The organism is Microbacterium sp. BDGP8, assembly GCF_029991045.1.
GTDB lineage: Bacteria > Actinomycetota > Actinomycetes > Actinomycetales > Microbacteriaceae > Microbacterium > Microbacterium plantarum.
In genome coordinates, this window is sequence record NZ_CP120712.1 from 2,367,709 (window position 1) to 2,385,858 (window position 18,150).

The 18,150-nt window shown below is 69.8% G+C and carries 15 protein-coding genes; 6 read left to right on the forward strand and 9 right to left on the reverse strand.

Going from position 1 to position 18,150, the window contains the following annotated elements:
* The first annotated feature begins 50 nt into the window (after window positions 1–50).
* The gene (locus P6897_RS11515) at window positions 51–1,517 is read left to right on the forward strand and encodes an HNH endonuclease signature motif containing protein (protein ID WP_282501291.1); all 1,467 of its coding nucleotides are present in this window, start codon (window positions 51–53) and stop codon (window positions 1,515–1,517) included.
* Window positions 1,518–1,660: 143 nt separating this feature from the next.
* Here P6897_RS11515 and P6897_RS11520 read toward each other — a convergent pair whose 3' ends face one another.
* The 5 genes from P6897_RS11520 to P6897_RS11540 form a co-directional block, all read right to left on the reverse strand.
* Window positions 1,661–2,749 (reverse strand): Gfo/Idh/MocA family oxidoreductase, encoded by a 1,089-nt coding sequence (locus P6897_RS11520; RefSeq protein ID WP_282501292.1) that lies wholly within the window; start codon window positions 2,747–2,749, stop codon window positions 1,661–1,663.
* Window positions 2,746–3,525: a ThuA domain-containing protein gene (locus P6897_RS11525; RefSeq protein WP_274178763.1), complete on the reverse strand. Its 780-nt coding sequence runs from the start codon at window positions 3,523–3,525 to the stop codon at window positions 2,746–2,748. Before P6897_RS11525 ends, P6897_RS11520 begins: the two co-directional genes overlap by 4 nt.
* Window positions 3,522–4,433: a carbohydrate ABC transporter permease gene (locus P6897_RS11530; protein ID WP_112617566.1), complete on the reverse strand. Its 912-nt coding sequence runs from the start codon at window positions 4,431–4,433 to the stop codon at window positions 3,522–3,524. The genes P6897_RS11525 and P6897_RS11530 overlap by 4 nt, the downstream gene beginning before the upstream one ends.
* Window positions 4,433–5,404: a sugar ABC transporter permease gene (locus P6897_RS11535; RefSeq protein WP_112617233.1), complete on the reverse strand. Its 972-nt coding sequence runs from the start codon at window positions 5,402–5,404 to the stop codon at window positions 4,433–4,435. The genes P6897_RS11530 and P6897_RS11535 overlap by 1 nt, the downstream gene beginning before the upstream one ends.
* A 61-nt stretch (window positions 5,405–5,465) precedes the next feature.
* Complete coding sequence (locus P6897_RS11540; RefSeq protein WP_269267698.1) at window positions 5,466–6,743, reverse strand: ABC transporter substrate-binding protein; 1,278 nt, start codon at window positions 6,741–6,743, stop codon at window positions 5,466–5,468.
* A 259-nt stretch (window positions 6,744–7,002) separates the two neighbouring features.
* On the opposite strand from P6897_RS11540, the gene P6897_RS11545 reads away from it, so the two are divergent.
* Genes P6897_RS11545 through P6897_RS11555 form a run of 3 tightly spaced genes read left to right on the forward strand, consistent with a single transcriptional unit; the run spans window position 7,003 to window position 11,284 of the window.
* Window positions 7,003–8,004, forward strand: coding sequence for a LacI family DNA-binding transcriptional regulator (locus P6897_RS11545; protein WP_282501293.1), 1,002 nt, complete (start codon window positions 7,003–7,005; stop codon window positions 8,002–8,004).
* A gap of 13 nt (window positions 8,005–8,017) precedes the next feature.
* A complete protein-coding gene (locus tag P6897_RS11550; protein WP_282501294.1) occupies window positions 8,018–10,408 on the forward strand; it encodes a glycoside hydrolase N-terminal domain-containing protein in 2,391 nt (796 codons plus the stop codon).
* Between the two features lie 9 nt (window positions 10,409–10,417).
* Complete coding sequence (locus tag P6897_RS11555) at window positions 10,418–11,284, forward strand: A/G-specific adenine glycosylase (protein ID WP_282501295.1); 867 nt, start codon at window positions 10,418–10,420, stop codon at window positions 11,282–11,284.
* 43 nt (window positions 11,285–11,327) lie between these two features.
* On the opposite strand, the gene rbfA is transcribed toward P6897_RS11555, so the two are convergent.
* The 4 genes from rbfA to nusA all read right to left on the reverse strand — a co-directional run bounded on the left by rbfA (window position 11,328) and on the right by nusA (window position 16,072).
* Window positions 11,328–11,765, reverse strand: coding sequence for a 30S ribosome-binding factor RbfA (rbfA, locus tag P6897_RS11560; RefSeq protein WP_071919310.1), 438 nt, complete (start codon window positions 11,763–11,765; stop codon window positions 11,328–11,330).
* A gap of 135 nt (window positions 11,766–11,900) precedes the next feature.
* Window positions 11,901–14,708 (reverse strand): translation initiation factor IF-2, encoded by a 2,808-nt coding sequence (gene infB, locus P6897_RS11565; RefSeq protein WP_112617238.1) that lies wholly within the window; start codon window positions 14,706–14,708, stop codon window positions 11,901–11,903.
* 95 nt (window positions 14,709–14,803) lie between these two features.
* The gene (locus P6897_RS11570; protein ID WP_112617239.1) at window positions 14,804–15,055 is read right to left on the reverse strand and encodes a YlxR family protein; all 252 of its coding nucleotides are present in this window, start codon (window positions 15,053–15,055) and stop codon (window positions 14,804–14,806) included.
* 30 nt (window positions 15,056–15,085) lie between these two features.
* Window positions 15,086–16,072 (reverse strand): transcription termination factor NusA, encoded by a 987-nt coding sequence (gene nusA / locus P6897_RS11575; protein WP_274178771.1) that lies wholly within the window; start codon window positions 16,070–16,072, stop codon window positions 15,086–15,088.
* Window positions 16,073–16,213: 141 nt separating this feature from the next.
* Here nusA and P6897_RS11580 point away from each other — a divergent pair, with 141 nt between their 5' ends.
* The gene (locus P6897_RS11580; RefSeq protein ID WP_269267706.1) at window positions 16,214–16,822 is read left to right on the forward strand and encodes a GPR1/FUN34/YaaH family transporter; all 609 of its coding nucleotides are present in this window, start codon (window positions 16,214–16,216) and stop codon (window positions 16,820–16,822) included.
* A 98-nt stretch (window positions 16,823–16,920) separates the two neighbouring features.
* Entirely contained in the window at window positions 16,921–18,027 is a 1,107-nt protein-coding gene (locus P6897_RS11585) for an NAD(P)-dependent alcohol dehydrogenase (RefSeq protein ID WP_282501296.1), read from the forward strand.
* Window positions 18,028–18,150: the final 123 nt, after the last annotated feature.

Genomic DNA, 18,150 nt, shown 5'->3' on the forward strand with positions numbered 1-18,150 from the left:
GGCTGTGGAAAGGCACGGGCGATGTCGGAGGCCCGTGGCAACATTAGAACATGCATTCGAAGGGCGAGCTTAGTGGCGGGATGGGCAGCGACGCTGATGTCGACGTCCTCGCTCAACTGGTCGCGGATGCGGAGGGGGCGGCGGATGCTGCGCGGTTGGCGCAGATTCGTGAGGTTCGGGTGCTCGCGGCAGCTGGCGTGCTGGCCGAGAAGCAGGCGGCTGGGGCGGCGGAGCGGGTCAAGGCGCGCGAGATGGCGCTGCGTGGCATCGCGGCGGAGCTCGCCGGGGTCTTCGTCGCGACCGACCGGACGTTGCAGCGGCGCATCGACGAGGCGCGAGACCTGGTGGAGAACTATCCGGTAACGATGGCGGCCTGGGAAGCCGGGCGAATCGTCCGCGGGCACGTGCGGGTGATTCAGGAGACGGGATGCCTCGTGCCCGCGGAGGAACGGGCAGAGTTCGAACGGGTCGCGATCGAACGGTGCGAGGGCGAGACCCCGAACCGGGTGCGCGACGCGTTGCGGATGATCGCCGAGCGGATGCACCCGCGGTCGTTCACCGAGAGGCACGAGGAAGCAGCGGCCGGGCGGGGCGTGCGGGTGCAGGCCGGCGCCGATGGGATGTCCGACCTGATCGCGACTTTGCCGACGGTGATCGCCGACGGGATCGTCGACCGGCTGACCCGACAGGCGCGGGAGATCATCAACGCGCGGCAGCAGGCTGATGCGCCTGGCACGCCTGACACTCGAGCCGACGCGAACGGCGGCTCACCCGATGCCGACACGACGATTCGCGACGGGTCGTCGTTCATCGACGATGCCCGCACGATCGACCAGGTCCGCGCCGACGTGTTCAGTGACCTCCTCCTCGCGGGGGCGCCGGCCCTCGACCCGACTGGCACCGGTGACGGCGACGGAACGCTCGGGGCGATCCGGGCACACGTGCAGGTTGCCGTGTCGGCGTTGACGCTGATGGGTCAGGACGAGGGGCCGGCCGATCTAGCCGGCCGCTCCCCCATCGATGCCGCGACCGCACGCGAGCTCGCGGGCAACGCGACCTCGTGGGACCGGCTGCTCACCGACCCCGTCACCGGAACCGTGCTCGAGTGCGACAGCTACCGCCCCACCGCCGCCATGGTGCGACTTCTACGGGCGAGGGATCGGCACTGCCGGTTTCCCGGATGCCGGCAACCCTCCATCCGCTGCGAACTCGACCACACCGTCGCCGCATCCGAGGGCGGGGGCACGCACGTGTGCAACCTCGCCAACCTCTGCAAGAGACACCACGACGTCAAACACCACACCCGATGGCATGTCCGACAACTCCCGGGTGGGCGGCTCGTGTGGACCTCACCTACCGGGCGGGTCTACCGCGAAGACGCACCCCCACCACTCGTCGCCTTCACCATCGACGAGCCAACCGATCGCCGAGGCGATCAAGCACCACCCGGAGCGTTTCCCCCACCACGATCACTGGGGCGACCCGACGCGCCTCGGGGGTCCGCTCCGCCGTTCTGACGGGATCGTCTTCGCCCTGAACCAGCCCGCGGGAGGGGGTGGTTGCCGTGCCCGTCACACCGCGAGAGCGCCGTCCATCATGCCCGCGGCCGCCGGCCGCACCGCCGGAAGACGACACGCGTCTGCTCGCGTTCGGCTGACCGTCAGGACGCGCGGCGCGGGTCGATCCCGAGTCTGCCGACGGCGTCATCGAAGCCACCGACGCGAGCGAGCTCCGCGGCGCGCGCCGATGACCGCTCGAACAGGTCGTCGAACCTGACCGGGACGCCGGCGGCCGCGGACGCCACGGCAGCCTCGACCATGGCTAGGCTGCCGATGTTGCGCGTGATCTCGCCGGACGGCACCGGACCGCCGTCGAGGGCTGCGACGAACTCGGCGAGGGCGGCATCCAGCCCCTCGGCCCCGTCCGCCAGCACAGCAGCCTGCGCGCCGCCCTCACGTGGCTGGATCACGACGTCGGTCTCTCCGTCCCAGGCAGCGGATCCATGGGCAGCGCTTCCCCGCCAGTCGCCGTTCCACGAGGTCGTCAGACCGTCGGCGCACCAGCTGCCGGAGTACGAGAACCGACGTCCATCGGCGAAGCGGAAGATCGCCTCGGCCGCGGCGGCGCCGCGATACCAGCTCCAGCTGGGCGAGAACTCCTCGCAGAAGACCGACACGGGTTCACTCGAGAGCAGGTACCGGGCTTGGTCGAACTGGTGAATCGCCATGTCCACGAGCAACGGCGACGGCATCTCGTCTCGGAAACCTCCGAACCGGGGGTTCTGGAAGAAGCGGACGTCGAGCTGCTCGGCCCCGCCGAGGCTGGCCAGGGCGTCGCGGAACGCCCGGATCCCGCGGGAGTGCCGACGCGACTGACTCGTCGCCATCAGGGTCCCGGTCGACGCGCTGACGGCGGACAGCAGCAGCGCCTCGGCCACGGTCGGCGTCACCGGCTTCTCGCTCAGGACGGGAACACCCGCCCGCAGCGCCGCGGCGCTCACCTCGAGATGCGCCTGCGGGATCGTGACGTTGACGACCAGGTCGACGTCGACGGCGTCGAGCGCATCATCGACCGAGCCGAAGCTCGGGACATCGAGTCCCCGCTCGACTGCCGCGGCCCGCGCGGCGTCGGCGACGATGTCGACGAGCCCGACGATCTCGAGATCAGGACGACGAGCGGCCGTGTCGATCCACGCCTTCCCCATCGCTCCCGCCCCGACGATGACGACACGACGGGCGCGCCCCGTCACGACTGCTCCTCGCCGTCCCACTCCCGCGGAACGTCCCACTCCCCCGTGCGATGCATCGCCAGACGGGCGGCGGCGCGGGGGCGGTCGTTCCGAGCCCATCGCGCCGCGTTCGCGAGGACGAGCTGGATCTCGGGCTGATGGTAGACGGGATAGTCCTGGTCACCCGGCGAGAAGTAGAACACCCGCCCGTGACCGCGGAAGAACGTCATGCCCGAGCGGAACACCTCGCCGCCCGAGAAGTTCGAGACGAAGACGAGCTCGTCCGGCTGCGGCACGTCGAAGAACTCGCCGTACATCTCCTGCTCGGGGATGACGATCGGCTGCGGCACGCCGGCGGCGATCGGATGCGACGGCGAGACCGTCCACACGAGCTCCCGGTCATGCGCCTGCCGCCAGCGCAGCGCGCAGGTCGTCCCCATGAGACGGATGAAGATCCTCGAGAAGTGCGCCGAATGCAGCGCCACGAAACCGAGCCCGCCGAGCACGTGCCGATGGACCCGCTCGACCACGACGTCGTCGACCTCGTCGTGCAGGAGGTGCCCCCACCAGAACAGCACATCCGTCTGCGCGAGGCGCTCCTCGCTCAGCCCGTGCTCCGGATCGTCGAGCGTCGCCGTCTCGACGACGGCAGCGTCGCCGAGCAGTCGCCGCAGGCCCGCGGCGATGGTCCCGTGCATCGTTTCGGGATAGAGGGCGCGCGGGATGTCGTGATGCTTCTCGTGATGGTTCTCGCCCCACACCAGCACGCGGATGGGGGTGGATGTCGTGCCCGTCACCCCTTGAACGCCCCGTCCATGATGCCCGCCACCATGCGGCGCCCGACGACGAAGAAGACGATGAGCAGCGGCAAGGTTGCCAGGAACGACCCGCCCATCGTCAGCGCCAGGTCGATCGACCGGTTCGCCTGCAGCTGCTTCAGGGCGATCTGCACCGTGAACAGCTCGGGCGACTTCAGCACGATGAACGGCCACATGAAGTCGTTCCACACCGAGGTGAACGTGATGAGGCCGAGCACGAAGGCCGCCGGCCGCACGACCGGGAACCCTATGCGCCAGAAGATCTGCCAGCTGTTCGCCCCGTCGATGCGGGCCGCGTGCATGAGCTCGTCGTTGAGGGTGGTCGCCATGTGCTGCCGCATCCAGAAGATGCCGAACGCGCTGGCGAGCCCCGGGACGATGATCGCTTGCAGGGTGTCGACCCAGTCCAGCCACGAGATGATCAGGTACTGCGGGATGACGCTCAGCTGAGCGGGCACCGTCATGGTGAGCAGCACGATGACGAAGAGCGCGTTCCGGCCCCGGAACTGCAGCTTCGCGAAGGCGAAACCGGCGAGCGCGCACAGCAGTGATGCGATGACGGCGATCGAGAGCGAGACGATCGCGCTGTTCAGCAGCGACTGGAAGAACGGCACCGTGTCGAACACCTTCGTCGCGATGTCGAAGAAGTTGAGCCCCGGGTAGAAGCGCGGCGGGATCGAGGTGACCGCGGAGGCACCCACCGACGCGATCACGAACATGTAGTACAGCGGGAAGACGCTGATCACGACCGCGATCCCGAGCAGCACGTAGACCGGCCAGGGCACGCGGCCGACGCGCCCGCCTCCGCGCCGCGGACGCTTGCGGGGCGCGCTCAGCGCGGTCGGATCGAGGGGACGCGGCACAGCTGTGTCGACGGCGTCGGACATCATCGGGCCTTTCGGGTGCGGGTGGTCAGGAAGAAGTTGATCGCCGAGACCACGACGACCACGACGAAGAGGGCGACACCGATCGCCGAACCGTAGCCGAACTCGAACTGGCCGAAGCCCTGCTCGTAGAGGAACAGCGCGAGGGTCTGACACTGTCGCCCGCCGCCGCAGGTCAGCCCCGACTCGGGAGCCACCAGCAGGGGCTCCGTGAAGATCTGCAGCCCGCCGATGGTCGACATGATGACGGTGAAGATGATGATGGGCCGCAGCGACGGGATCGTCAGGTGGATGAACTGCTGCCAGCCGGACGCGCCGTCGACCGAGGCCGCTTCGTACATTTCGCGCGGGAGCGCCTGCAGCCCGGCGAGGTAGAGCAGCGTGTTGTATCCGAACCATCGCCACATCACCATCGACGAGATGACGATCCACGAGCCGACCTGAGACGACAGGAAGTTCACCGCCGGGATGCCGAAGAGGTCGAGCACCCAATTGATGAGCCCGAAGTTCTTGTCGAAGATCTGAGCGAAGACGAGGGCGGTCGCGGCGACCGAGGTGATGTAGGGCACCAGCAGCGCCATGCGGAAGAAGTTCGCCATCTTGAGGGTGGCGTGGTTCAGCAGGTGCGCGAGGCCGAGCGCCAGCAGCAGCTGCGGGATCGTGGAGATGAGGAAGATCCCGAAGGTGTTCACGAACGCGTTCCAGAACCGGGAGTCCTGGACGAGCCGCTCGAAGTTCGCCAGACCGACGAACGTCTGCTCCCCGATCGGGTTCCAGTCGAATAAGGCCACGTAGAACGTGAACAGCAGGGGGAACAGCCCGAAGATCAGGAAGATCACGAAGAACGGGGCGATGTAGATGTACGGCGCGATGCGCTCCGCGAGCGGCTGGCGGATGGCGCGTCTCGGCGGACGCTCGCGCCGAGCGGTCTTCTTGTCGATGGTGATGGCGGTGGCGGTGGCTGTCGCGGTCATGATGCGTCCTCGATGAGGGTGGTGGCCCGCCCACGGGCGGACCACCACCGAGCGGGTAAGGTCAACCGCCGATCGCGGCCCGGGCGCTGTCGACGCCGGTCTGCCACGCGTCGCGCGGCGCGACGTTGCCCGCTTCCATGTCGACGAGGGCATTGAGCAGCGCCGCCCCGATCGCGCTCGTGTCCGGCCCGTTGTGGAAGGACTGGAACTGCAGCACCGAGTTGCTGATGACCTCGCCGATCCGGGAGTCCCCGAAGAAGGGATCGGTGTAGCCGGTCACCTCGCTGCTCTCGAGAGCGCTCTTGGCCGCCGGGAACGTGCCGGTGCGGGCGAAGTGCGCCGTTTGTCCTTCCGGCGAGAGCATCGTCTCGATGTACTTCCACGCGGCCTGCGGGTTCTTCGCGCGGGCGGGGATCGCGATGACGCTGCCACCCCAGTTGCCGCCGACGCCGGGGATCGCGGCGACTCGCCAGAGCCCCTCGGTGTCGGGAGCGTCGTTCTTGTAGCCGGACAGCATCCAGGAGGGCGCAGTGCTGACCGCGAACGCGCCGTTCGCCTTGCCCGGAGCCCAGCCCGACGACCAGGCGGCGATGCCGGCGCTGATGCCCGCCTCGTAGGTGCGCACCGCGACGTCGAACGCCTCCTCCACCTGCGGGTTGGTGTCGAAGATGAGCTCGCCGTCCGGTGTGTAGTACTTCTCGGTGACCTGGTTCACGGTCGAGAAGAAGACGCTCGTCTCGACGTTGTCGACGAAGGGCTCTCCGGTCGCGGCCGTGTACTTCTTGCCCATCTCGATGAAGCCGTCCCACGTCGACCACATCTCGGCGACCTCGTCCGGGTCGGTCGGCAGTCCTGCCGCCTCGAAGAGGTCTGCGCGGTAGGCGAAGCCGAGCCCGCCGATGTCGGTCGGGATGCCGATGATCGAGCCATCCTCACCCGTCGCCTCGGCGATGGCCCAGTCGAGGTAGCCCTCGCCGATGTCGTCGCCGCCCAGCGTGCGGAGGTCGATGAAGTTCCCGGGGTTCTCGATGAATTTCGGCAACTCGTCGTTCTGGATCATGACGAGGTCGGGGACGCGTCCGCCGGCCAGGGCCGCGGTGAGCGCGGTCGCGGTCTCGGCGGTGCTGCCGACCTCCGACAGCTTCACCTTCGCGTCCGGGTTCTGCTCGAGGTACTGGTTGACGGAGTCCTGCTGCCCGATTCCCGTAAACGACCAGAACTCGAACTCGGCGTTCGGGTCGTCTGACCCGCCGCCCGATCCACCGGACGTGCACGCGGTCATCGCGATCGCGACGACGCCGAGAGCTGCGACGGGCAGGGCCAGTCTGCGACGATTCACAACTGCTCCTCTTCTTTGGGGACATGTGATGTGCGCGGGGCGATCAGAGACCCCACTGAGAGATCGTTCTCTCATGCCGGGAAACAGTATCCCGAGATCGAACAGCTGGCAAGCCGCGGCATCCGCCAGTTCCGTCACACGCACTGCAAGACCGGGACCATGAACGGATGGGTTGCGCGCAGCGGCTGCTGTCGTGCGAAGATCATCGCGTCAGAGATCGATCTTTCGCTCGCTGAACCCGACCTAGGAAGAGGGAGCCATGTCTCGACCGACCATCGTCGACGTCGCCCGCGCGGCCGGCGTCTCACGCGCTACGGCAGCGCGCGTCCTGGCTGGAGCGACGAACGTCGACCCGGCGATGGCGGCCGCCGTCGGCCGCGAGGCCGCGCGCCTGGGCTACGAGACGAACTTCGCCGCGCGCGTGCTGCGCGGCGGGCGCGCCGGCGCGATCGGACTCGTCATCGCCTTCGACGAGCTCGGCGGGCTGAGCGGCACGTTCTTCACCGCGGTCATGAAGGGCGCAGCCAAGGGCCTCTCTGCCGGCGAGGTGCAACCGGTCCTGCTTCCCGCCGATCACGAGGACCTCGATCGCATCCCGCGGTTCCTGCGATCTGGAGCACTCGATGGCGCCATCGTCGTGCTCCAGCACGAGATCACCCACCTCGTCGACCGGCTCGCCGACTCGCCGGTGCCCATCGCGTGGGTAGGCCGCCCACGCGGCGAGATCGGCCCCGACCCGATCGTGATCGACTCGGACAACTACGGCGGCGGGGTCCTCGCCGCACGGGCGCTCGTCGAGCACGGGCGCCGCAACATCGGCATCATCACGGGCCCCCTCGACATGGATCAGGCGCGCGAGCGCACCCGCGGATGGACCGACGAGCTCGCGCGCCACGGCATCGAGCCCGGACCCATCGTCCACGGCGACTTCACCCTCGACAGCGGCACGGCGGCGATGGCCCGGCTGCTGCAGCGCGTCCCGACCCTCGACGGGGTGTTCGCCTGTTCCGACCTCATGGCCGCGGGCGCCATGCGCGTGCTGCAAGCGGCCGGTAGGCGTGTGCCCACCGACGTCTCGCTCGTCGGCTTCGACGACATCCTGCTCGCCGCAGCGAACGACCCCCCGCTGACCACCGTGCGCCAACCGCTCGAGGAGATGGGCCGTGCTGCCGCCGACACGCTTCTGGGCGCCATCCGCGGGGACGACGTCGAGCGTGTGCAGGTGCTGCCCACCTCGCTCATGCACCGGGAATCGCTGTGACCTCGAAGCGCTCGTGAAAGCCGACCCGGATCTGGTCTTCCGCAGCACGGAGCCCGCCGAGTCGTGGGAGCACGGCCTCATCGTCGGAAGCGGTCGTGTCGGCGCCGTCGTCCACGGACCCGGCGACGAGCTGCGCATCTCGATGGCCCACGAGAGGTTCTTCCTGCCCGCGAACCCGCGGCCACCGGCACCCCGGCTGCATCCCGCCCTGCCGCGGTTGCGGGCGGCCCTCGGGAGCGGCGACCCGGCGCTGGCCGCCGAGATCTTCGACGCCGCGCTGACCGAAGCCGGGTTCGCCGAGCTCGTCTGGACCGACCCGCTCGCGCTGTGCGGCTCGCTGACGGTGGCGACGACGGGGGGATGCTCGACCGAGACGCGCGAGATCGACCTCGTCCGCGGCGTGGCGAGCGTCGCCTGGCGCGACGACTCCGGCGCGTCCCATCGGGTCAGCGTCGTCGCCCCGCGTGACACCGACACGATCGAGCTCGCCCTCGAAGCCGACACCGACACCGAGATGCGGATCCGCCTGGCACTCGCTCCCGTCGACGACACCCCCGCCGCGTCGTTCGCCCCCGATTACACCGGAACCGTCACGGGGCGCCTGCGCGCGGGCGACACCGGATGCCTCGAGATCGTCGACGTCGCCGGTCGACTCCTCGCCACCGTGACCGCGGCGATCCCCGAGCCGGGCGTCGCCTGGCGGGAGGATGCGGACGCGCTCGAGGCTCGCGTGCTCGTACCCGCGAGGGTGAGGCGGACGGTGCGCGTCGATCTATCGGTCGTGGGGCAGCCGTTCGCTCCCGCGCGCGCTGCCGACTGGGAGGACCGGCTCCGCTCGCAGGAGCGCGATCACGGCTCCCTGGTCACCTCATCGCTGCTCGACCTCGACGTCGCACCCGGCGTGGGCACGGCGACGACCGGTGAGCTGTGGCGGGACGCCCGATCGGGAAGCGCCGACGCCGTCCGTCGCGCGATCGAGATCGCCTATGTTTCGGGCCGGTCGAACATCATCTCGTCGGCCGGAGAGCTGCCGCCGACCCTCCAGGGCGTCTGGCAGGGCACCTGGAGGCCGGCATGGTCGGCCGACTACACGATGAACGGCAACGTGCAGAACGGGGCCCTTGCCGGCGTGGGCGTGACGGGAACACCCGAGCTCGCGCTCTCGCTCCTCGGGCTCGTCCTTCCGCACCTCGACGACTACCGGGAGAATGCGCGGCGGATCTACGGCGCCGACGGGATGCTGCTCCCCTCGCGCATGTCGACGCACGGCATCGCCAACCATGTCGACCGCGCCTACCCGCACGTCTTCTGGGCCGGCGCCGGCCCCTGGGTCCTCCGGATCGCGGCCGACGTCCTGGCGCTCACGGGCGACCGCTCGATCGTGGACGATCGCCTCTGGGAGCTCGTCGAGGGGGTGCTGTCCTTCGGCGAGACCGCGACGATCGTCGTCGACGGCATCCGCCATTTCTCACCGAGCTATTCACCCGAGAACACTCCGGCCGGGTGGGCGACGCCGCTCGCGATCGACGCCGCCGTCGACGTCGCCGCCTACCGCGACGCCGCCCGCGCGGCCCGTCTGCTCGGTCGAGCCCGGGCAGACGGCTCGCTCGACGAGCGGTGGGACGCGCTGGCGAACAGCCTCCCCGACCTGGCGGTCGCGCCCGACGGGACGCTGGCCGAGTGGCTCGATCCGGCGGTACCGGAGAACATCGCGCACCGACACGTCTCGCAGCTGTACCCGCTCTGGTACGACGCCGACGAGATGTTCGCCGCCGACAGCCCCTCGTCCGCCGCGCTGCGGGAGGCCGCTCGTCGGACGATCGACGCGAAGATCGCCTGGCGTGCGCATGATCCCGCTCCCCCGCCGGGCCGGATGGAGATGGCGTTCGGGCTCGGTCAGCTCGGTCAGGCGGCTGCCGCTCTCGGCGATGCGGAGGCGGCGGTGCGCTGCGTCGAATGGCTCGCACTCCTGCATTGGCGGCCGTCGCTCACGACGACCCACGACGCCGACAGCATCTTCAACCTCGACGCCAGCGGAGCGCTGCCCGTCGTCGTCGCGTCGATGCTCACTCGGTCGACGATGGACTCCCTCCATCTGCTGCCCGCGCTTCCGGCACGGTGGCCGCGTGGCGAGGTCACGGGGCTCCGCGCGCGCGGCGGCATCGTGATCGACCGCCTGGCGTGGGATGAGGCCTCGGCGACGGTCGAGTTGCGCAGACTCCCCGCAGCCTCGTGGCTGTGTCCGGCGGGAACCACGATGGTGCATTCCGGCTCGGGGTTCACGTGGCGGGACGAGCAGGACAACGCGGACGGCAGCGCGCGCGTCGTCGAGCTGCGCGATGAGCCCGTCACCCTGAGACTGCGGCGCACCCCGCGACGAGGGAGCACAGCCACGACATCGTAGGCTGAACGGATGCCCGACCTCGCCTCGCCGCTCAGCGCGTGGTACCGCGACAACGCGCGCGATCTCCCGTGGCGACGCCCGGGATTCGGGGCTTGGGGAACCCTGGTCAGTGAGTTCATGCTGCAGCAGACTCCCGTCGCCCGGGTGATCCCCCTGCTGGAGGCGTGGCTCGAGCGATGGCCGACACCGGCGGATCTCGCCGCCGCGGCCCCAGCCGACGCGGTCCGGCAATGGGCCAACCTGGGCTATCCGCGGCGCGCGCTCTGGCTGCACCGTGCCGCCGTCGAGATCCGCGACCGCCACGCCGGCGTCGTCCCCCGCGACGTCGACGACCTGCTCGCGCTGACCGGCATCGGCGACTACACCGCGCGTGCCGTCGCCGTCTTCGCGTACGGCGACCGGCATCCGGTCGTCGACACGAACACTCGCCGCGTCCTGGCGAGAGCCGTGCAGGGGCGTTCGCAGCCCGGGCCGGCGGCGAAGCGCGACCTCGCCGACATGACCGAGATCCTGCCCCACGACATCGCCGCATCGGCCGTCGTGAACGCGGCGGCGATGGAGCTGGGAGCGCTCGTGTGCACAGCCCGAGTACCGAGGTGCGCTGCGTGCCCGCTGGCCGACCGCTGCGCATGGCGCGCCGCCGGCTATCCCGACACCGGCGACACCCGCGTGAAGCAGGCGCGGTACGAGGGCAGCGACCGGCAGGCACGAGGCGCGATCCTCCGAGTCCTGCGCGCTGCGACGACGCACGACGTCGCCGCCGAGGACGTCATCGGCGACTGGCCCGACGCCGCTCAGCGTGACCGCGCGATCGACTCGCTCGTCTCAGACGGCCTCGTCGAAGCCGTCGACGGCCGGCTGCGCCTCCCCCGGTGACGGGACGGAAGAGGGATGCCGCGGCAGCGCGGCATCCCTCTTCTCAGTCCTCGTCCTCGTCGGCCTCGCGAGGCTTGACGTAGGGGTCGGCTTCTCCCGCGTAGCTCGCGCCCGTCGCGGTGGCCGCGGTGGCGGCATCCCGCTCGCGCGCCTCGCGCAGCAGGTGCTCGATGTGACCCGCGTTCTCGGGGATGGCATCGAGGATGAACTCGAGCGTGGGGGTCACCCGCACGCCGAGCTTGCGACCGACCTCGCTGCGGAGCATGCCCGTCGCCGCGCGCAGGGCGTCGGCCGAGTCGGCTCGCTCCTGGTCGGAGCCGTACACGGTGTAGAACACCGACGCGTGCTGCAGGTCACCCGTCACACGCACGTCGGTGATGGTCACGAAGCCGAGGCGCGGATCGCGCAGGCCCTTCTCGAGCCGCTCCGCGACGAGCACGCGGATGCGATCGGCCAGACGCGACTGACGTTCGCTGGACATACCTTCTTCTCCCTACTCAGGCCCGCTCATCGGCGGACCGGCGATTGCGGAGGCGATGGATGTCGCTCGGATAGTCGGGGTCTTGGGGGTCCTGTTATCCGAGCGACATCCGTCGCCGTAGCAACCAACGATGGGTCAGCCGCGCGGCTTCTCCACCATCTCGGTCGTCTCGATCTCGTCGCCGATCTGGATGTCGTTGTACTTGCCGAGGCCGATACCGGCTTCGAAGTCCGTACGGACCTCGGTGACGTCGTCCTTGAACCGGCGGAGCGACTCGATGGCGAGACCATCGGCGATCACGACACCGTCGCGGATGACGCGCGCCTTGGCGTTGCGCGTGATCGTGCCCGAGCGGACGATGACACCCGCGATGTTGCCGAACTTCGAGGAGCGGAACACCTCGCGGATCTCGGCCACACCCGACTGGACCTCTTCGTACTCCGGCTTGAGCATGCCCTTAAGCGACTGCTCGACGTCGTCGATCGCGTTGTAGATGACCGAGTAGAACCGGACGTCCACACCCTCGCGGGCGGCACGCTCCCGCGCCTTCGTGTCGGGACGGACGTTGAAGCCGATGACGATCGCGTTGTCGATCGTCGCCAGGTTGATGTCCGACTCGGTGATGGCGCCGACGCCGCGGTGGATGATCCGCAGCTGGACGGAGTCGTCGACCTCGATCTTGAGCAGCGACTCCTCGAGGGCCTCGACGGCACCCGAGACGTCACCCTTGATGATGAGGTTGAGCGACTCGACCTTGCCCTCTTCGAGAGCACGGGTGAAGTCCTCGAGCGAGATGCGCTTGCGGGCCTTGGCCAGCTGGGCATTGCGCTCGGCAGCCTCGCGCTTCTCCGCGATCTGACGCGCGGTGCGGTCCTCCTCGGTGACGATGAACACGTCGCCGGCTCGGGGCACCGAGTTCAGACCCTGCACCTGCACCGGGCGCGAGGGGTAGGCCTCGTCGACCGCGTCGCCGTTCTCGTCGATCATGGCGCGGACGCGACCGTAGGCCGTTCCCGCGACGATCGCGTCGCCGACGCGGAGCGTTCCGGACTGGATGAGCACCGTGGCGACCGAACCGCGGCCCTTGTCGAGCTTGGCCTCGATCGCGACACCGCGCGCCGCCTTGTTCGGGTTCGCCGTCAGGTCGAGACCGGCGTCGGCGGTGAGCAGGACGGCGTCCAGGAGCTCCTGGATGTTGGTGCCCTGTCGAGCCGACACGTCGACGAACATGACGTCTCCGCCGTACTCCTCGGCGACCAGACCGTACTCGGTGAGCTGCTGGCGAACCTTGGCCGGGTTGGCGTCGGGCTTGTCGACCTTGTTCACCGCGACCACGATCGGCACGTTGGCGGCCTGCGCGTGGTTCAGGGCCTCGACCGTCTGCGGCATGATGCCGTCGTCGGCCGCGACCACGAGGATCGCGATGTCGGTCACCTGCGCACCACGGGCACGCATGGCGGTGAACGCCTCGTGACCCGGGGTGTCGATGAAGGTGATCGCACGCTCGATGCCCTCGTGCTCGGTCCAGACCTGGTACGCACCGATGTGCTGCGTGATGCCGCCGGCCTCGCCCGCGACCACGTTGGTCTGACGGATCGCATCGAGCAGTCGCGTCTTACCGTGGTCGACGTGGCCCATGACGGTGACCACCGGAGGACGGATCTCGAGGTCTTCGTCGCTCTCCGCTTCCAGCTCGGCGTCGAGATCGAGACCGAAGCCCTCGAGGAGCTCTTTGTCCTCGTCCTCGGGCGAGACCATCTGGATCTTGTAGCCGAGCTCCTCGCCGAGCACCTCGAAGGTGGCCTCGTCGAGCGACTCGGTGGCCGTGGCCATCTCGCCCAGGTTGAACAGGATCGTCACGAGCGTGCCGGGCTGCACCGTGTAGCCGCGCAGCGCCTCGAGCTTGTCCGCGAAGTCGGCGATCGATGCACCGCGGCGCAGGCGGATGATCTCGCCGTTGCCCTTCTGGACGTTGACGCCGCCGACGACCGGCGCCGACCGCATCTCGAATTCCTGCCGCTTCGCCCGACGCGACTTACGCTGCTTGGACTTGCCGCCGCCCTTGCCGAAGGCGCCTGCGGTGCCGCCGCCGGGGCCGCGACCGCGACCACCGCCGCCACCGGGACGACCGGCGAAACCGCCACCGGGAGCACCCGGACGCTGGAAGCCGCCGGCACCGCCGGGACGACCGGGACCGCCGGGACGCTGCTGGAAGGGAGCACCGGGACGACCGCCGCCGCCGGGACGACCGGCGCCACCGGGGCGCGGAGCGCCGGGACGGGGAGCACCGGGTCGCGGGGCCTGCGGACGCGGGATGTTGCCGGGCGTAGGCCGCTGGCCCATGCCCTGCGCCGAGGCGAAGGGGTTGTTGCCGGGGCGGGGACCGGCGGGACGCTGGCCCATGCCCTGCGAGGGCGCGAAGGGGTTGTTGCCGGGGCGTGCGCCACCCGGACGCGGCGGCTGCGAGCCGCCGGGCGTCGGGCCTGCCGGCTTGGCCGGACCGGGCTTGCCGGCGCCGGGCGTCGGGGCCGACGGAGCGGAAGGCGCCGCAGGGGTCGCCGACGGCGCGGCAGGCGCAGCAGGAGCTGCCGGGGCGGATGCCGCGGGGGCAGCCGGAGCTGCGGGCGCGGCGGGCTTCGCGGGGCCGGGCTTGACGGCCGGGCCGGGCTTCGCTCCGGCGGGACCGGGCTTGCCGGCGCCGGGGCGCGCAGCACCCGGACGAGCGGCACCGGGCTTGGCGCCGCCCGACGCAGCGGGAGCGGGAGCCGCGGCGGCAGAGCCGCCCTCAGCCTCGAGCGCAGCCCGCAGCTTGCGAGCCACGGGGGGCTCGATGGTGGACGAGGGGCTCTTGACGAACTCGCCGAGCTCCTTCAGCTTCGCGAGCGCGACTTTGCTGTCGACGCCGAGTTCGGAAGCGATCTCGTGTACGCGTGGTTTTGCCACAATTCTCCTGTCTGAAGGCCCACCCTCGGACAGGGCGGACCGCTTAAGCGCGGACGGGTCTCATTTCGAGCCGTTCACTTCGTGTCCATAGCCGTTCAGCCTTTGCGCTGGTGATCAATCGGGAAATCCTGCGTGTCCAGTGGGCCGGACACCCGCAGGGCTCGTCCGAACGCGCGGCGCCGCAACGCGGCATCCATGCATTCGTGCGTCTCGTGCACCCACGCGCCCCTGCCCGGCAGCGACGCGGCTCGATCTGCGATCAAGACGCCGTCGCGGGCCACGACTCGTAGGAGTGAGGACCGGGAGGCACGCGCGCGACAGCCCACGCACGTTCGAACAGGTTCCATTCTACCCCCTCGACCGACGTCCCGGTTTCGTCAGGACTCCAGGATCGAGTCGGGCTGGATGTCGATCTTCGCGCCGGTCAGCTTCGCGGCGAGGCGGGCGTTCTGCCCCTCCTTGCCGATGGCGAGCGACAGCTGGTAGTCCGGGACGAGCGCCCGGACGGCCTTCGTGGCCGCGTCGAGCACGAAGCTCGAGGTGACCTTGGCCGGCGACAGGGCGTTGGCCACGAACGCCGGCAGGTCGGCGTTGTAGTCGATGATGTCGATCTTCTCGCCGCCGAGCTCTTCGGTGACGGCGCGGACGCGGCGGCCCAACTCGCCGATGCAGGCGCCCTTGGCGTTGATGGAGGGATCGTTGGCCTTGACCGCGATCTTCGTGCGGTGACCGGCTTCGCGCGCGAGCGAGGTGATCTCGACGAGACCGTTGGCGATCTCGGGCACCTCCATGGCGAAGAGCTTGCGGACGAGTCCGGGGTGCGTGCGGGAGACGGTGATCGAGGGGCCCTTGGTGCCCTTCGAGACCGAGGTCACGTAGACGCGCAGACGCGAGCCGTGCCGGTACTCCTCGCCCGCGACCTGCTCCTCGGGCGGGAGGATGGCCTCGATCGTGCCGAGGTCGACGTGCACCATGCGCGGGTTCGGCCCCTGCTGGATGACACCGGCGACGATGTCGCCCTCCTTGCCCCGGAACTCCCCCAGCACGGCGTCGTCGGCGATGTCGCGCAGGCGCTGGCTGATGACCTGCTTCGCGGCGAAGGCGGCGATGCGGCCGAAGTCGTCGGGAGTCGACTCCTCTTCGCCGACGACCGCGCCCTCGTCATCGCGGAGGGGCACGTAGATGGCGACGTGGCCGGTCTTGCGGTCGAGCTCCGCACGAGCCCCTTCGGGCAGCTCGCCGTCGGGCGAGGTGTGCTTGGCGTACGCCGTGAGGACCGCCTGCTCGATGATGCGGACGAGTTCGTCGAAGGGGATCTCCTTCTCTCGCTCGACGGTGCGCAGCAGTGAGAGATCGATGTCCATGGGGGCCCTCCATATTCAGCTCTTGTCCGGGCGCGTTTCGCGCTCCCGGCATCCATCCCACGTTACCCGATGGGGCGGGGAACGTGTTTGCCCGGCGCCGAGGACGCCACGTCGAGCGGGCGATCTCGGGATACTGGGGGCATGACCGAACGCGCTCCCCGCCTCGCCGACCCCGGACTGATCGGACTGCTCGGTTTCGTGATCGCCACGCTCACGGCACAGCTGGAGCATCTCGGACTGCAGAACGAGAGCCCGGTGTTCTGGGTCGGTGCCGTCTTCGGCGGCGTGGTTCAGGTCACCGCGGGAATGCTGTCGTACTTCGCGGGCGACGACTTCCACTTCATCGTCTACAACGCCTTCGGGTGGTACTGGATCTGCATGCCCGGCTTCCTGCTCGGCGGCGAGCTCGGGTTCTTCGAGGTCGAGGGGCCCGCGCGTGGCGTGTTCACGCTCATGTTCTCGATCCTGGCCCTCGTGTTCGCCCTCTCGGCGGCATCGCGCAACACCGTGCTGCCGGTGACACTGCTGGCCGTCGCGGCCGGCCTCGGCCTGCAGACGGTCACCGCGTTCGGCGGGCCGCCGGCCGTCGGAGCAGCCGGCTCGGTCGCATTGCTCCTGGCCTCCGCGCTCGCGGCGTACATGCTGCTCGAGAAGTTCTACGCGCGAACGCTCGGTCGCAGCATCCTGCCGCTGGGGCCCGCGTGGTTCCGGGTCGCCTCCCCTGTATCGATTCAGGCGCATACTGTTTGAGGACCGGGCGGCCCGCGCTGCGGGAGACCACGCCCGATCGTGACATCGGTCGCGACGACGGCTCTGCCGCCGCGACCGCAACGCGAAAGGAACCTCTCATGACCACCAACGCGCACGCCGCCGTTCTCCACGGCCAGGACGCACCGTTCACATTCGAGGAGATCACCCTCGACGACATCCGTCCGAACGAACTGCTCGTGAAGGTCGCCGCCACCGGCCTCTGCCACACCGACCTCGCCGTGCAGCATGGTCACATCCCCGCGGCGTTCCCGTTCGTCCTGGGCCACGAAGGCGCGGGCACCGTCGAGCAGGTCGGCGATGCCGTCGTCGGCTACGCCGTCGGCGACAAGGTCGCGGTGTCGTTCGCCTCGTGCGGCCACTGCACCAACTGCCTCACGGGACGCGAGGCTTATTGCCGCAACTTCATGGCGCTCAACTTCGGCGGGGCGCGCGAGGACGGCTCGGCCACCATGACCGCCGCGGACGGTTCCGCCGTGCACGGCTCGTTCTTCGGTCAGTCCTCGTTCGCCAGCCACGTCATCGTCGAGGCCCGCAACGCGGTGAAGCTGCCGACGACCGCCGACGTCGAGATCGCCGGCCCCCTCGGCTGCGGCGTGCAGACCGGAGCCGGCACCGTGCTCAACTCGCTCGACGTTCCCGCCGGCGCATCGGTCATCGTGACCGGCACCGGCGCCGTGGGGCTGTCGTCGATCATGGGCGCGAAGGTGGCCGGCGCCACGACGATCATCGCGGTCGACATCATCCCGGAGCGGCTCGAGTTCGCGGCGAAGCTCGGCGCAACCCACACGGTCAACAGCAAGGACGAAGACGCCGTGGCGCGCATCCTCGAGATCACCGGCGGGGTCGGCGCGGACTTCGCCGTCGACACCACGGCCGTTCCCGCGGTCGTCGACACGATCGTCGCCGCCACCGCGTTCGGCGCGAAGATCGCGCTGGTCGGTGTGCCGAAGCCGGGCACGGAGATCGCGCTGGCGTCCATCTCGGGCTCGGGCAAGACCTTCGTCGGCGCGATCGAGGGTGACGCGGTGCCGCAGAAGTTCCTCCCCGAGATGCTCGCGCTGCACGAGGCCGGACGCTTCCCGTTCGACCAGCTCATCACCAAGTACCCGTTCTCGGAGATCGAGCGAGCCATCGCCGACACGCAGTCGGGCAAGGCGGTCAAGGCCGTCCTTGTCATGGACTGACGGCCCGGATACGCCGATCGGGCCGGAGCACGCACATCGCTGCGCGTTCCGGCCCGGTTCCTTCCGTCTGGCGGCACGACTTCGGCCATCGCTGAGCCACCCGGCGGTCGCCCCTCGGACACC

Bases quoted from the DNA above. Each gene is read 5' to 3' on its own strand.
- P6897_RS11515 (WP_282501291.1), top strand. From the start codon at position 51: ATGCATTCGAAGGGCGAGCTTAGTGGCGGGATGGGCAGCGACGCTGAT.
- P6897_RS11530 (WP_112617566.1), bottom strand. From the start codon at position 4,433: ATGTCCGACGCCGTCGACACAGCTGTGCCGCGTCCCCTCGATCCGACC.
- P6897_RS11535 (WP_112617233.1), bottom strand. From the start codon at position 5,404: ATGACCGCGACAGCCACCGCCACCGCCATCACCATCGACAAGAAGACC.
- P6897_RS11545 (WP_282501293.1), top strand. From the start codon at position 7,003: ATGTCTCGACCGACCATCGTCGACGTCGCCCGCGCGGCCGGCGTCTCA.
- P6897_RS11555 (WP_282501295.1), top strand. From the start codon at position 10,418: ATGCCCGACCTCGCCTCGCCGCTCAGCGCGTGGTACCGCGACAACGCG.
- rbfA (WP_071919310.1), bottom strand. From the start codon at position 11,765: ATGTCCAGCGAACGTCAGTCGCGTCTGGCCGATCGCATCCGCGTGCTC.
- P6897_RS11570 (WP_112617239.1), bottom strand. From the start codon at position 15,055: ATGGAACCTGTTCGAACGTGCGTGGGCTGTCGCGCGCGTGCCTCCCGG.
- nusA (WP_274178771.1), bottom strand. From the start codon at position 16,072: ATGGACATCGATCTCTCACTGCTGCGCACCGTCGAGCGAGAGAAGGAG.
- P6897_RS11580 (WP_269267706.1), top strand. From the start codon at position 16,214: ATGACCGAACGCGCTCCCCGCCTCGCCGACCCCGGACTGATCGGACTG.
- P6897_RS11585 (WP_282501296.1), top strand. From the start codon at position 16,921: ATGACCACCAACGCGCACGCCGCCGTTCTCCACGGCCAGGACGCACCG.